The organism is Campylobacter concisus (assembly GCF_015230015.1).
GTDB classification, from domain to species: domain Bacteria; phylum Campylobacterota; class Campylobacteria; order Campylobacterales; family Campylobacteraceae; genus Campylobacter_A; species Campylobacter_A concisus_AF.
On record NZ_JAAKZC010000012.1, the window covers coordinates 25,145 to 39,512 of the forward strand.

Annotated in this window: 14 protein-coding genes; 9 read left to right on the forward strand and 5 right to left on the reverse strand. The window is 37.5% G+C overall.

From position 1 onward, the window contains the following. Window positions 1-64: 64 nt before the first annotated feature. The 4 genes from ftsZ to G6W42_RS07240 all read right to left on the reverse strand — a co-directional run bounded on the left by ftsZ (window position 65) and on the right by G6W42_RS07240 (window position 4,827). Entirely contained in the window at window positions 65-1,204 is a 1,140-nt protein-coding gene (ftsZ, locus tag G6W42_RS07225; RefSeq protein ID WP_012001610.1) for a cell division protein FtsZ, read from the reverse strand. 14 nt (window positions 1,205-1,218) lie between these two features. Beyond that, window positions 1,219-2,637 (reverse strand): cell division protein FtsA, encoded by a 1,419-nt coding sequence (ftsA, locus tag G6W42_RS07230; protein ID WP_012001611.1) that lies wholly within the window; start codon window positions 2,635-2,637, stop codon window positions 1,219-1,221. A 5-nt stretch (window positions 2,638-2,642) separates the two neighbouring features. After that, window positions 2,643-4,100, reverse strand: a complete 1,458-nt coding sequence (locus G6W42_RS07235; RefSeq protein ID WP_194173498.1) for a peptidylprolyl isomerase — start codon at window positions 4,098-4,100, stop codon at window positions 2,643-2,645. 139 nt (window positions 4,101-4,239) lie between these two features. After that, window positions 4,240-4,827: a class II aldolase and adducin N-terminal domain-containing protein gene (locus tag G6W42_RS07240; protein ID WP_103620957.1), complete on the reverse strand. Its 588-nt coding sequence runs from the start codon at window positions 4,825-4,827 to the stop codon at window positions 4,240-4,242. Window positions 4,828-4,953: 126 nt separating this feature from the next. On the opposite strand from G6W42_RS07240, the gene rsmH reads away from it, so the two are divergent. Genes rsmH through G6W42_RS07255 form a run of 3 tightly spaced genes read left to right on the forward strand, consistent with a single transcriptional unit; the run spans window position 4,954 to window position 8,113 of the window. Further along, on the forward strand, window positions 4,954-5,877 hold the full coding sequence (gene rsmH, locus G6W42_RS07245; protein WP_194173499.1) for a 16S rRNA (cytosine(1402)-N(4))-methyltransferase RsmH: 924 nt from the start codon (window positions 4,954-4,956) through the stop codon (window positions 5,875-5,877). 2 nt (window positions 5,878-5,879) lie between these two features. Beyond that, the gene (locus G6W42_RS07250; protein WP_002940285.1) at window positions 5,880-6,173 is read left to right on the forward strand and encodes a hypothetical protein; all 294 of its coding nucleotides are present in this window, start codon (window positions 5,880-5,882) and stop codon (window positions 6,171-6,173) included. After that, entirely contained in the window at window positions 6,164-8,113 is a 1,950-nt protein-coding gene (locus G6W42_RS07255) for an FUSC family protein (RefSeq protein WP_194173500.1), read from the forward strand. The genes G6W42_RS07250 and G6W42_RS07255 overlap by 10 nt, the downstream gene beginning before the upstream one ends. On the opposite strand, the gene G6W42_RS07260 is transcribed toward G6W42_RS07255, so the two are convergent. After that, complete coding sequence (locus tag G6W42_RS07260) at window positions 8,092-8,598, reverse strand: hypothetical protein (protein ID WP_194173501.1); 507 nt, start codon at window positions 8,596-8,598, stop codon at window positions 8,092-8,094. The two genes, G6W42_RS07255 and G6W42_RS07260, sit on opposite strands and share 22 nt — an antisense overlap. A 104-nt stretch (window positions 8,599-8,702) precedes the next feature. On the opposite strand from G6W42_RS07260, the gene G6W42_RS07265 reads away from it, so the two are divergent. From G6W42_RS07265 to G6W42_RS07290, 6 genes are read left to right on the forward strand one after another with little or no spacing between them, the layout of a single operon-like run. Further along, window positions 8,703-9,569 (forward strand): D-amino acid aminotransferase, encoded by an 867-nt coding sequence (locus G6W42_RS07265; RefSeq protein WP_194173502.1) that lies wholly within the window; start codon window positions 8,703-8,705, stop codon window positions 9,567-9,569. After that, window positions 9,566-10,009, forward strand: coding sequence for a DUF523 domain-containing protein (locus tag G6W42_RS07270; protein WP_194173503.1), 444 nt, complete (start codon window positions 9,566-9,568; stop codon window positions 10,007-10,009). The genes G6W42_RS07265 and G6W42_RS07270 overlap by 4 nt, the downstream gene beginning before the upstream one ends. After that, complete coding sequence (locus G6W42_RS07275) at window positions 10,002-10,496, forward strand: chemotaxis protein (protein ID WP_194173504.1); 495 nt, start codon at window positions 10,002-10,004, stop codon at window positions 10,494-10,496. Before G6W42_RS07270 ends, G6W42_RS07275 begins: the two co-directional genes overlap by 8 nt. Beyond that, window positions 10,493-12,508, forward strand: coding sequence for an SH3 domain-containing protein (locus G6W42_RS07280; protein ID WP_194173505.1), 2,016 nt, complete (start codon window positions 10,493-10,495; stop codon window positions 12,506-12,508). The genes G6W42_RS07275 and G6W42_RS07280 overlap by 4 nt, the downstream gene beginning before the upstream one ends. Then, window positions 12,509-13,828 carry an ATP-dependent DNA helicase gene (locus G6W42_RS07285; protein WP_194173506.1) on the forward strand — a complete coding sequence of 440 codons (1,320 nt, stop codon included), beginning with the start codon at window positions 12,509-12,511 and terminating at the stop codon, window positions 13,826-13,828. It begins immediately after the preceding gene. Further along, complete coding sequence (locus G6W42_RS07290) at window positions 13,825-14,364, forward strand: hypothetical protein (RefSeq protein WP_103650207.1); 540 nt, start codon at window positions 13,825-13,827, stop codon at window positions 14,362-14,364. Before G6W42_RS07285 ends, G6W42_RS07290 begins: the two co-directional genes overlap by 4 nt. Window positions 14,365-14,368 lie beyond the last annotated feature (4 nt).

The window sequence follows — 14,368 nt, forward strand, 5'->3', positions numbered from 1 at the left end:
AATATATAAAAAGGTAAATTGCAAGATAAACTTGCAATTTAACAGGAGAATTTTTAGTTAGGACTTAGTCCATTTGGTGACGAAGATATGATGGGATATCTAGCTGAGAGATATACTCATCACTGTTATATCCACCACTTACTCTTCTTTTTAAAACGATATTTTTATTTAGAAGATCGTTTTCAGGCTCTTGGGCTATTTTTTTTTCTTCGCTTTCTTTTTCAGCACCTTTAAAACCTGTTGCGATGATAGTAACTTCGACTTTATTGTCTTCTATGTTTTCATCAGTTGTTGTACCAAAGATCACATCAGCATCATCATCAGATGCCTCCTCGATCATTGACATTGCGCTATGAAGATCATCAAGTGAGCAGTTTGGATGCATTTTAAAATGAACTAAAACGCCAAGCGCTCCGTTTATGTTCATGTTATCAAGTAGTGGTGATTGGATAGCATTTTTGATAGCTTCTTGAGCTGCGCCCTCGCCATAAGCCTCGCCAACGCCCATTAAAGCATGACCTCTGTGGCTCATAACTGTTTTTACGTCAGCAAAGTCGAGGTTGATATCGCTGACACCAGAGTCAAGCACGATAGAGCACATACCATTTACCGCTCTTGCAAGCACTTCATCAACCATTTTAAAGCTCTCTTTGATGCCTGATTTTTTATCTATCAAAGTTAAAAGTCTATCGTTTGGTATGATAACGATAGAGTCGCTCTCTTTTCTAAGCTCGCTTAGACCTATATCTGCTAGCTTGCTACGTTTTTTACCTTCAAATGAAAAAGGCATAGTCACAACAGCAACTGTTAGCGCACCTATCTCTTTTGCAGCTTGTGCAACAACTGGAGCAGCGCCTGTGCCTGTACCACCGCCAAGGCCTGAAGCGATAAACACAACGTCAGAAGTCTCAAGAGCACTTTTTATCTCTTCGTAGCTCTCTTGTGCAGCTTCTTTGCCGACCTCTGGTCTCATACCAGCGCCAAGACCTTTTGTCTTTTTCTCACCAAGCTGTATCTTTGTGTGTGCAGGAGAATTGTCAAGTGCCTTAGCATCTGTATTTGCTATCATTAGATCGATGTCTAAATTTGGATTCTCTCTTATGATGTGGTTTATCATATTACCACCACCACCACCTACGCCTACTACCTTTATCTTTGCGCTATATAGGCTCTTGTTCTCTTCGATTGTGAAACTGTTGCTCATTGTAAAAATTCTCCTCAAAATAGTTGTGTCATGCTGTGCCAAAATTTCTTTAAAGCACTTGGTTTTTTTTCTTGCTTACTTATATCAGCGATATTTGCAAGCTCGTTTTTGTTGTTTGTTTGCTCTAAATTTATATCCATATTTACAAGCTCAATGCCTTCTTCAAAATCATTTTTATCCTGTTTTTTTACTTCAAATTTCTCTTTTTTCTCTTCTTCAAAAATGTTGAAATTTGCTTTTGGCTTTGATCTTAACTCACCTTTATATCTCATCTTTTTTTCTGAGTCTATCTCATAAGGTGTAAATTCACCAGCGCCATACATACAAAGTCCTATGGCACAAGAATTTGCTGGATCTCTTAAAATCTCATATAAACCATCCATCTCTTTTGGTCTTGCGATCCTAACTGGCATGTTGTCAAATATTGCAGAAGCTAGGTCTTTTAGTCCATCAAGCTTTGTCATGCCGCCAGTTAGTACTATGCCAGCACCAACAAGGTCTTTGTATCCACTATCTTCAAGCATATTTGCAAGCACCATCACAGTCTCTTCTGCTCTAGCTGAGATGACATTTGATATAACATCAAGTGAAACTTCGTGGGTTTTTTGCTCATCACCAAGTCTAGGAAGCTCGATAAGATCAACTGATTTATTTACCAGTTTGCCATATTCTAGTTTTATCTCTTCAGCTTTTGGTAAAGGAGTATGAAGCGCCATTGAAAGATCTATAGTTATATTTGCTGAGCCAACGTGTAGATATGAGTTATATCTTAGTGAATTTCCAGCGTGCACTACCATATTACATGTCTCGCCGCCCATATCTATAAGAGCAACACCAAGTTCTTTTTCGTCTTTTGTTAGTGTTGCTATGGCTGAAGCGTAACCAGAAAGAACTACATTATCAACCTGCACACCTGCTAAATTTACAGCTTTTCTTAGGTTGCTTAGTTGTGATTTTTGAATACTTATGATATGTGTTTGCACTTCAAGTCTAGTGCCATTCATGCCAATAGGATCTTCTATAAATTCTTGTCCATCCACTTTAAAGTTGTAAGGTAAGACATGAAGTTTTTCATATTCTGGTGAAGTCTCGGCATTGTGATCTGCCATCTGCATGGCACGCTCTATCTCTTTTATGCCTATTTCATGATTTGGTATATTTACTACACCGCTGCTATTTACGCTTTTAGTATATTTTCCAGATATCGAAACTACTACTCTTTCGTAGTGTGTGCCAGCAACTTTTTGCGCTTCTATGAGTGCATTTTTTATAGATTTTGCAGCTAGTTCAATGTTGTTTATAGCACCTTTTTTTATACCTTGTGCTTTTTCTGTGCCTATTCCTATTATCTTTATGCCATCATCATTTTGCTCTGCTATAACAGCGCAAATTTGAAATGATCCGACATCTATGCCTAAAATTCTAGTACTCAAAATTTTTACCTTTTGACATATTCTTTAACTTCATAATATTTTAGAAGTTTGTTTGTTAAATCTTTTATCAACTCGTTGTTTTTAAGCATTACAACATTTTGTTGTGTTATTTGCTTATAGTTGTTATTTATATTGTTAGTAAGCAATCTTTGTTCCAAAATATCGTACACTACGGCTTTGTCATCTAATATAACATAACCTTTTGTGTTGTTAGTGTCAAAAAGTTGAGATACAAAAGCTCTTGTATCACTCTCATTTAAGCCCGCAATAGAGCCATTTACCTCTCTGCTAACAAAGCCAACATCTGTGCCTTTAAAGTTTTGTAGAGTATCTTTTGCTTTTGCTGTTAAAATTTCTTTTTCTTTTTTACTTTTATAAATTTCAAGCACATTAGCTCTTGCTTGTTCAAAGCTCATAGGTTGTGGAGGAGTTATACTTTTTATTCTAGCTATCAAATAGCCATCTTTGTAGATAAATGGTTTTATCACTTCGCCAACTTTTGCGCCCTTTATCTCATCAAGTGAAAAAGTAGCGTTGTCTTCATTTACACTTATAAAACCATTAGTTGCAAGTTCAGCTTTTTTAACAGCGACATACTTTTCTAAAGCATTAGTTTTGCTTTGCTCTATGTTGTAGTCTTTATTAACCTCAGCTTTTACCTCGCTAAAAGGTTTTATCTTGTCATCAGAACCCTTATATTTATCTTGGTTCTCGTTATAGTAAGATTTTAAAACGCTTTCATTTGCGTCGCTTTTTTCTGACTCGACAAAGTATGTATCTATACCATAAAGTGTCTTTGTCATATAGTTATTTTTATTTATCTCCCAAAGATCTTTTAGCTCTTTCTCATCTACCTTGATCTCGTTTTGATCAGCATTTACTATTTGCACAGCTAATTTATCTTGCATGAAAAAGCTAGCTTCCATCATGGCGATATCTTCTTTGCTTGCAGGTAAATTTAAAATAGTTCTAAGTTTGTCTAGTAAGATAGTTAGCTTTAGATTATCTTCAAAATCAGTTGGGTTTATCCTGGCTCTTCTTAGCACATCATAGTATAAATTTTTGTCAAAAACGCCGTCTTTTTGAAATGTTGGATCGACGATTATATATTTTAAAACATCATCTTTATTAACACTTAGACCGATGTCGTCTGCAAAATTTAATAGTAAATTTTCTTGGATAGCAGCTTGAAGTGCAGCATTTTCTAAGCCTAACTCTTCAGCTTTTTCTTGAGTTAGTTTGCCTTCAAATACGTTATTGTAGTACTGATAAAGTCTATCGTATTTTTGTTGCAACTCTTGAACGCTTATGTTTCTATGTCCTACTTTAGCTACTGAAGTAGCTCTGTTGCTGTTTAGATCGTATGCGCCCCAGCCGACAAAACCAGCACCGACAAAGGCTATCGTGCTTACCCAAATTGTCACGACTAGGTATTTTTTATGTTTTTGCATCCAAGATAACATTAAGTTCTTCCTTTAAAATACTAACAAAGCTTGTGCGATATTTTATAGAAATTTGGCTTAAATAAGCTTAAAATGGGGCTTTATAAAAACGTTTCTTGCTAAATTTTTACTAACATTTTTTATCTTTGTTAGCAAAAATTTAAATGCTAAAATTGCTGTAATCACCAGTAAAATGAAGCAGTTTGCAGCTATTTTCTAACAAAGCTATATCTTTTGCAAGTAGCTGAGGACTCCTGCTATACGCGTAAACGCCGTATCCTTTGATCACGACGACGTTAGTGTTTTTCTCTATCATCGCTCTATAAATTTCTGTCTCAGCACGCTCATACCAGTCGTCAAACTGCTTTGGATCATAGACTAAAATTTCATTAAATCTCATGCATCCAAAATAGTCTTTTGGTGCGATCTTTTCATGTTTCATTGCATAAGCTGTCACGTATGGAGGCATGGCGTAGCAGACAAATTTTGCTTCATTTATGTTTTTGTAGATGTTTAAGTGTATATCAGCATCTAAGCTTGCATCATTCCATCGGTAGTCTTTTTTTGATGAAAGAAGCGTTAGATCACTATCTTGCAAGTCGTCAAAAATGGCACTTTGCTTGTTGATGATAAATTGATTTTTTTCTACTCTTGCCGAGATAGAACCATGAAAAACACCAAAAAAATTCTTTCTAAACATCGAAAGAGATATCTTTTTTATCTCATTTGTTGAGTGCAATAAGTCCATTTTTTCTCCTATGTTTGGGTGATTATATTTAAGCTATCTTAAAATTTGTGTAAAATTTTATGTAATGATAGCTTTTTAAGTAAAATTTCGATAAATTTTCACACTAATTTCATTAAAGAGGCAGCGTTGCAAAGTCCGCATATTAGCGTTTTACTTGACGAAGTTTTATCTTTTTTTAAAGATTTGCGTGGAAATTTTATAGATTGCACGCTTGGATATGCTGGACACTCTAGTGCCATTTTGTCTCAAAATGAAAATTTAAATTTGATCGCTTGCGACAAAGACAACGAAGCTATAAATTTCTCGCTCAAAAAACTTGAGCCATTTGGCTGTAGAGTAAAAATTTATAAGAGCAATTTCTCTGAGCTTATTAGCAAACTTAGCGGCGATGAAATTTTAAATGTTAGAGCAATTTTAGCTGATATTGGCGTTAGCTCTTTACAGATAGATAAAGATGATAGAGGCTTTAGCATCGGCTCAAGCATGCTTGATATGCGTATGGATAAAGAGCGAAGTTTTAGCGCCTATGACGTTGTAAATGACTACTCGTTTGATGAGTTAGTTAGGATTTTTAGGGACTACGGCGAGCTAAAAAATGCTTCTGGGATCGCAAACAAGATAATAAATGCTAGAAATTTAGCCAAGATAACGAGCGCAAAAGAGCTAGCAAATTTGATCGGCACAGCTCAGATAAAAGGGCGCGGTGTTAGCCCTGCGATACTGGCGTTTCAGGCGATCAGGATAGAGGTAAATGGCGAGCTAGACGAGCTAACAAATTTGCTTGATAGTATAGAAAATGGTGGTTTTAAAGATTGCTTAGTGGCGATCATAACATTTCACTCACTTGAAGATAGGATCGTAAAAGAGCGCTTCAAAAAGTGGGCAAACAGCTGTATCTGCCCGCCTGGTATCTACCGATGCGAGTGCGGAAATAACCATGAACTGGGCGAAATTTTAACCAAAAAGCCACTAACAGCAAGCCAAAGTGAGCTAGCGCAAAATTCACGAAGTAAGAGCGCAAAACTGCGTGTTTTTAAGATAAAGGGATAAAGATGCAAGAAAAAGAAGAGCTGCTAACACTTCACGACGAGGAGCAAAAACGTGAGGTAAATTTAAGCTTTAAGACGCTAGTGATGGTCTATCTGGCGGTTTTTATTGCACTAGCTCTATTTTTGCCAAAAATTTACATAGCAAATCAAATTTATTATATAAGTAGAGATATCGCCGACATAAGTGGCAAAAGAGATATGCTTCTTGAAGAAAACAGAGCTCTTAGTATAAAGCTTGAAAATTTGCGTTATAAAAATCAAATTTTAAACAATATGCAAGAGCGTCAATGGAAATAATCAAGAAATTTAAAAGTTTCATCCACCACTACGACCCTGCAAATTTCCAGCTCATCTACTCGCTAAAAGCTGCCACGACTATCGCCTTTAACTGCTTTTTGTGCTTTCACTTCTTTCATCTAAGTGGCGCCATCATGGCTGTAAATATCACGATGGGCATCTTCTTTCTTGGTGAGCTTGAGTGCAAAGATAGGAGCAAATTTGCCTTTTTGCTACTTTATATTGCACTTTCTTGCGCTTTTATGCCCTTTGTTGATCCATTTATCAGCCTTGGCGCTTGGCTCTCGCTTATCGTATTTGTCTGGATATTTGTGGTAGGCATTAGCCAAATTTATAGCTCAAATTTAAACAAAATTTTACTCGCCGTAAATGCAACAGGGCTAGTTGCTTTTGTGACAAAGGCCGCAGTTGGGCTAAATGTGGTTGAAAGCATCGGCGGACTTATCTTGGCTGGCGTGCTAAGCATCATCATAAAATTTGAAAACTTTGGCAAATACGGCAAATTTACTAAAAAGAGCATCAGCTTCTTGTTAGATAACGCCATTTTGTCGAGTAAGGCGCTTGGCACGAGCCATTTTTACGCAAGTATCGCAGATTTGATGAGTTTGATTGATAAATCAAAAGAAATTTTTGCAAACAAAAGCCTAAAGATAAAAGATGTTAAGCTAGTTAGAAATCAAGCCAAGGCGCTATTTTATTTTTATAAAGTTGAAGAGATCGCTCTTTTGCTTCGAACATTAGGCGCTTCGTTTGAAAGGATCGATGATAAAGCACTTTTAAATGAGGTAAAAAATGAGATCGCTTACAATCTTTTTGAGCTTAAAAAAATTTTCAAAAATCAAACTCCAAAGCTAAAATTTGAAGCGCTAAATTTAGCCAAAAACTCAAATTTTAAAATTTTTGCAAGCTCGCTTGGCGTGCTATATGATAAATTTTTACTTATAAAAGATGGCGGCGAGGATAAGCTCTCGTTTAATAACACAAAAAAGATCACGCTAAAAGAGGCGTTTAAAAAGATAAATTTAAAAAATGAAGTATTAAAAGAGTCTTTAAGGCTTGCCATTTGTATGTCGCTAGCTATTTTTATAGCGCAAGCTTTGCATATAAACCATGGAATTTGGATCGCCATAGCGGTGATGAGCCTAAACAAAAGCGACGAAGATGCTTTAAAAAATGCAGGCAGAGATAGCCTTCTTGGCGGGGTTATCGGCTTTTTTATCTCGCTTGTTTTTGTGAAATTTATGGGTGAATCATATGCATTTTACGTGGTTGTCTTTATCGGTATGTTTTTGGTTTATTATCTTAAAGCCTACAAACAAATCGTCTTTGCAACGGCTTTTATGTTTGAATTTACATCCATTTTTTCGCTTATAAAAAGAGACTTTTTAGCCCTTATGGTCGATAGATTGCTCGACGTGGCGGCTGGCTTTGTGATAGTTTTTGCCGCATATTTGCTAACTAGAAAAAATGACTATACTAAGGTAAAAGATAGCTTAAGTGATGTCTTGATAGGTTTTAGAAAATTAGTGCAAATTTCTCTAAATGAGTCAAACAAAGATGCTTTTAGCACGGATGAAAAAGAGATTTTAAGCTCGCTAAATGAGCTAAACTACGCTATAAAAGTTAGTAAAAATTTAGACGATGATAATATAAAAAATGCAAAATTTATAGCTAGCAAGCTTGATGATATAAATAGCGATCTGATTAAGCTTAGAAATTATCTGAATTTAGATGAGCTAAAAGAGAAAAACGCCTTGCAAAATGATGTAAAAATCATCTCAGATAGGTTTTTAATGCTAGATAAAAAGATTAAAAAGCTTCCATATTATTTCATAAGTGAGATAGAAACGAAGCTGCTTTGCAAAGACGAAAACGCTCAAAAGCTAATTTTACGAGTTGCTTTAGGGCAAAGTGAAATTTACTCAGCGCTCTCTTTTTGAGAGATTAGCTTTTCATATATATATTGTTCTAAATCTTTTTTTGAAACGTCATTTTTAAGAGCGGTGTTGTAAATTTCTTCAACTTTGTTTGAATACTTTTCATATCCAAAATATGGAAAATGCACGCTCCAAGCCTTTTTTATAAGATCCAAGCTTATCTCTCTTCTTGCCCAAACCTTAAACATATCAAAACCGATAAAGACAGCTGAAGTGACGATCGTGGTTGCTATTATCGAGATGTGAGCGTCAGTATTTGCTAAAAAGTGATGCGTGATGATGAGAAGCGGAAATAAGACAACAAAACATATTAGTGCGTAAATTTGGTAGAGCTTCACGTGGTTAAATCTAAAATTTAGCTTTGCGCCATCAACTAGCATACCTTCGTTAAAAAGGGCATTTGCTTCTAGCAAATCTCTAAATAAAACTGGCTGTTTTGATACGAAAAAAATATTTTTAATGATAGTGTTTCTTAGATTTTCTTTCATTTTTTATAGACTTTTTACCTTAAAAATTTCAGCTCATTGTATCTAAAAATCTATAAATTCAAACAAAATTAGATACAATTTGCACAAAATTTAAGGAGCTAAAAATGGCAGATAAAGCTTTAGAAACGGTCTTTTTAAATGGCGAGTTTTTGCCAAAAGATGAGGCAAAAGTTAGTGCATTTGATAGAGGATTTATATTTGGCGATGGAATTTATGAAGTGGTGCCTGTGATAAATTCAAAAATGGTTGATAAAGAGGGCTTTTGGGCGAGGCTTGAGAGAAGCTTAAATGAGATAGATATAAGCCTACCTTACGAAAAAGATAAATTTGAAGCGATCTTAAATGAGATAATCGCCAAAAACGGCCTAAAAGAGGGCGGAATTTACATGCAAGTAACAAGAGGCGTGGCATTTAGAAATTTCTACTTTATGGAAAATTTAACCCCAAGCGTCTTTATCTTCTGCTATGAGAGCGAAATTCTAAACAACCAAGCTGCAAAAACAGGCATAAAAGTGGTAAGCGTCGAGGACATCAGGTGGAAAAGGCGTGACATCAAGTCTATCTCGCTACTAGCGCAGTGCTACGCTAAAAATGAGGCTCACAAAAAGGGTGCGGACGAAGGCTTTATGGTCGAAAACGGCTTTGTCACAGAGGGCTGTAGCTCGAGCGCCTTTATCATCAAAGATAAAACTCTTATCACTAAGCCACTTTCAAATGAAATTTTGCCAGGGATTCGTCGTATGAGGCTCTTAAGGATCGCTAAAGATATCGGACTAAAGATAGAGGAGCGTAAATTTAGCATGGACGAGGTTTATAGTGCTGATGAAGTCTTTATCTCGGCTGCTACGCTCATCCTTTTGCCAGTCATCTATGCTGACGGCAAGGCGATAAACGGCGCAAAAGTGGGCGAAATCTCAAGCAAACTTCGTGAAATTTATGCTAGCGAGCTTTTAAAAGAAGCCAGACTTTGAGAGAAAAGCTCTTAATAAGCGCCTGTCTAGCTGGCATAAACTGCAAATTTAACGGCGAAAATAACCTTTTGGATAGAGGCGTTTTAGATGAAATTTCAAAGAGGTATCATCTGCTTTTTGTCTGCCCAGAGGTTTTTGGCGGACTTAGCACGCCAAGAGAGCCAGCTGAGATGAAAGATGGCTTAGTTGTCACAAAAACAGCTAAAGATGTGAGCGAAAATTTCATAAACGGAGCTAAAATTTGCCTAAAGATAGCCAAGCTAAATGGCTGTAAAAAGGCTATTTTAAAAGCTAGAAGCCCAAGCTGCGGAAGTGGGCAAATTTATGATGGAAGCTTTAGCAAAAGGCTAATTTTTGGTGACGGCGTAGCGGCAAAACTGCTAAAAGAGAATGAAATTTTAGTTTTTAGCGAAGATGAGATAGGGCGGCTTGATGTTTGAGAGGCTAAAAGATAACGTCTGGCTCGAGGTCGTCTTTAAATACATCATCTTGTTGCTACTTTTTGTCTGTGTGGCGGGGCTTTTTGCAAGCGGCGTGCTCTTTTTAAAGGGAGAGATGAGCGAAAATTCGCTAAATTTGCACATTTTCTTTGGCTTTAGCTTGGTTGTTTTAACTATCATTCACAGCTACGTTAAGAAGAAAAAGCTAAAAAAGCTAACTCTTGAGTTTAAAAATATCTTAAAGCATAAGCCAGTGCAGATGGACTGCAATACAACTAGGTTTTTAAACGCGCTAAATGATGTTAAAGTGGGCGAGCTTTCAAAGAAATTTGGCTCAGACATTGCAGAAATTTTAAGATCAAACGATATAAGGGTCAGGGATCAAAACGAGACGATGAAGCAAATTTGTAAAAACAACGATGAAAAGATGTTTTATATCTTTGTTTTGATCGTAGAAGCTATATTTAAGGATAAGGAAGAAATTTGAAAAAAGGTATATTTTTAGCACTTAGTGTTGCTTTGTTTTTGGGTTGTTCGCAGACAACAAAACCAGAGCCAAACAAGCAGCAAAATGCCCTGCCAGACGAAAATGTCTATAAGCCAAATGAGCGTATCAGCTTGCTTGAATTTGAAGTAAAACAAGACGCCTCGTCGCTACCTCAAAATATGCAAAGTGCGAGTTTTGCTCAGGATGAAATTTTAAAAAGAAGGTTTAAAGTTTTCACCCTAAGAGGCGTGAAATTTAACCCAAATGACGCTTTTTGGGCGTTTAATGTATATAAACCAAGCGAGAAAAGAAAGTATTTTGGCTCAAATTTTAGGCAGATACCTCAAAGCTGGTTTGACGCGCAAAAGGACAATGCAAATTTCGCTGGCTTTTTGCAAATTTCAGCTTACGCTCTAACTTCAGCAAACACAGCTGTAAGAAATTTCCCAACTGACGAGCCGATATTTTTAAACCCGCAAACTCCAGGTGAGGGCTATCCGTTTGATTATTTGCAAGAATCAACCCTAAGCATCGCTCATCCGCTCTTTGTATCGCATCTCTCAAAGGATAGGGCGTGGGCGTTTGTGAGTGATGATGCGGTTTTGGGTTGGGTGAAGGTTGAAGATATCAAATTTATCAGCGATGAAGAGGCGCTTGCCTATCAAAAATCAAGCTTTGTAACAATAAAAACTGACAAGATGCCAGTTTATGACAAGGGTGGAAACTTTTTATTTTACTCGCGTGTCGGCGCGATACTGCCAGTTTTGGCGCAAGATGACAAAAACTACTACGGCAAAATTTATGTAAGAAATATGCTTAGGGAGTTTGTCCTCCCAAAGTCTTTTAGCGCCCTTTTTCCACTTAAATTTAATGACTCAAATTTAAAGACAATTCTTAGCTCGCTTCTTACTCAGCCTTATGGCTGGGGCGGGGTGGATAAGCTAAGAGACTGCTCGCTTTTTACAAAAGACTTGCTAGCAAGCTTTGGCGTGTGGTTACCTAGGAACTCAAGGGCGCAGGCAAATATGGGAGAGAAGATCAATCTAAAAGGTCTTAGTAACGCTGCAAAGAGCAAAGAGATAAAAGAAAAGGGCGTGCCATATCTCACTCTCGTGCATCTACCAGGTCACATCATGCTCTACGCTGGATACAAGGGCGATGATATCTACGTGGTGCATGATGCTTGGGGGCTAAAGACTGCAAATAATGGCAGAGCGCTGATAGGAGCGACTGCCATAACGACGCTAAATATCGGACAAAACAGAAGCGACATACAAAGTGCAAATTTGCTAATTTCTAAGGTTGATTCTATAAATGTGATGAGGCCTGAGCAAGGGATGCTAGATAAGGCTAGAAAGATCTCAGCTTTGCAAAGAGCTTATGGCGTAAAGATCGAAGAAAATTTGGTTAAATTTAGTGATGGCACGAGCCTAGTCTATGATGATTTTAAACAAAAAGATGAAGAGTGCAGCTCTGGGACTGATATCGAAGATATGAACGCACTTGATTACGCTGCATTTTCGCCACTAAGCACTGCTCTAAGTGATGCTGGCAGATGCAGAAACTACGAGCTTTTAGGCAAAATTTATGGCTCAAGCGAGAGCGCGGTAAAAGCAAATTTGGTTGATGTCATCTGGCTAAAGGATTTTTTAAATTTACCTTTGAAATTTAACTCTAAAAATGGCGCCGCAGCTGCCTTGCAAGAGGTGAGCAATGAGCTAAACGAGATGGTAAAGAGCGATCCAGCCTTGCTTGAATACCTAAAAGATCCAGGCGGGACATTTAAGTGGCGAGTGATCGCTGGTACAAATCGCCTAAGCGCGCACAGCTACGGTATCGCAGTTGATATAAATGTCAAAAAGAGCCACTACTGGCAGTGGAGCAAGGGCTATGAGAACTTGATCCCTGAAAAGATCGTGCGAGTATTTGAAAAGCATAAATTTATCTGGGGCGGACGCTGGAAGCACTTTGATACGATGCATTTTGAGTATCGCCCAGAGATGTTTGAGTAGATGAAAGATCAAATTTTAGAAATTTTATCTCGCTCAAACGTCTTTTTAACAGGCGGCGGCGGTGTTGGCAAGAGCTATCTAACCGCCTCTATCATCAGACACTACAAAGAAAATTTCAAAAACATCATCATCCTTGGCTCAACTGGCATAAGCGCTGTTAGCCTTGGTGGTGTGAGCTTACATAGCTTTTTTAAATTTGGCTACTGCAAGGACTACGAGGAGCTAAGACGGCTTGACTACCGGCAAAAAGACAAGCTAAGCAAACTACGAAATATGCTAGATGCCTGCGACCTGCTTGTGATCGATGAGATTTCTATGGTTAGCTCAAATGTCATGGAGATGATAAGATACCGCTTGCTTACATCTAAATTTAAAGGCAGGGTGCTTATAGTGGGCGACTTTTATCAGCTCCCGCCCGTGCAAAAAGAGCAAAATGAGAGCAAGCTTTTTAACTTTTTATACGCTTTTAACTCCAGTGCGTGGGAGGATATGAAATTTACAAATGTCGAGCTTCTCGTTTCAAAACGCACAAATGATCTTAAATTTTATGAAATTCTCTCTCGTCTTAGAGTTGGCGAGCTAGATGATGAGATGATGGCTTATATAGAGGGGCTGCGAGTGGATGTCATAGAGCCAGATAGCGAGACAAGCGTGCTTTTTGGTAGAAACGCAGAGGCTGAGATGCTAAATCAAAAGAGGCTTCTTGCGCTTAATGCTCCGCTTGAAATTTCAAGCTCAGATGTGATGATAGTCGATGAAAATTTAGATAAAAAAGAGTTTGAAAAGTGGGCAAACACGCTAAATATATCGCGAAATTTAGAGATGAAGATAGGGGCTAAGATCATCTTTACCTCAAATAAATGGGGTGAATACTACAACGGCGAGCAGGGCAAGATCATGCAAATTTTAAAAGAAAAAGGCGCCATTGCAAGCGTGATCGTGCAAAAAGATAGTGGCGAGATATGCGAGATAGAAAAGTGCGCTTACAACTTTTGCGCGCTAAATTTAAACGAAGACGAGATCGAAGAGAACGTGCAAGCCTCGCTTTATCAGTTTCCATTTAAGCTAGCCTATGCGCTAACTATCCACAAGTCCCAAGGCATGAGTATAAATTCGCTCATTTGCAATATCAATCACATCTTTGCCAAAGGACAGCTCTACGTTGCACTTTCTCGCGCAGTAAATCCTAAAAATTTAAAACTTTTTTATGATAAGAAAAGTGATTTTAGGCAGCATTTAAGAAAAGTGGTTAAAATTGACGACGAAGTTAAGAAATTTTACCAAGAAAACGTATTTTTGCATATTAAGGAGAGTTTATGAAAAAGCTACTTTTAAGCCTTGTTTTTGGCGTTTTTGCATTTGCAGATGTGCTAAAAGTGAGTGACTTTCAAACAGATATCTACTCAAAAGCTGGACAAAATTTAACAAAAAAGATAAGCATGAACCTTGAAGTTGTCGGACGTGACGTGGAGGAGAACGAAGCATACGTGCTTGACGCGCTAAACGTCGTTGTTGGCAGCTTTTACGTGGAGGATATCCTAACCTCAATGGGAAAAGAGAAATTTAAAGAGCTCTTTATGAAATATGCAGCCAAAAAACACTCGCTTGACATCGACGACGTGCTTATTTTAAACATCAAAGTGATAAATAATTTGGAGCTAAGCGAGATCATAAAAGCTATAAAAAGCCAAAATTTATGTTCTGATCCAAGCGTAAATGAAGATGTGATGACAAAGCCAGAAAAGAAGAAAAAGGGCAATGAGATCATCGTCGCGCCTGATCCAAATGACGTGGTGCAAAAGCCGATTGATCTAAATAATGTGCAAGAATTTGGAAAAGACTTCGGGCAGAAGTGAGTAA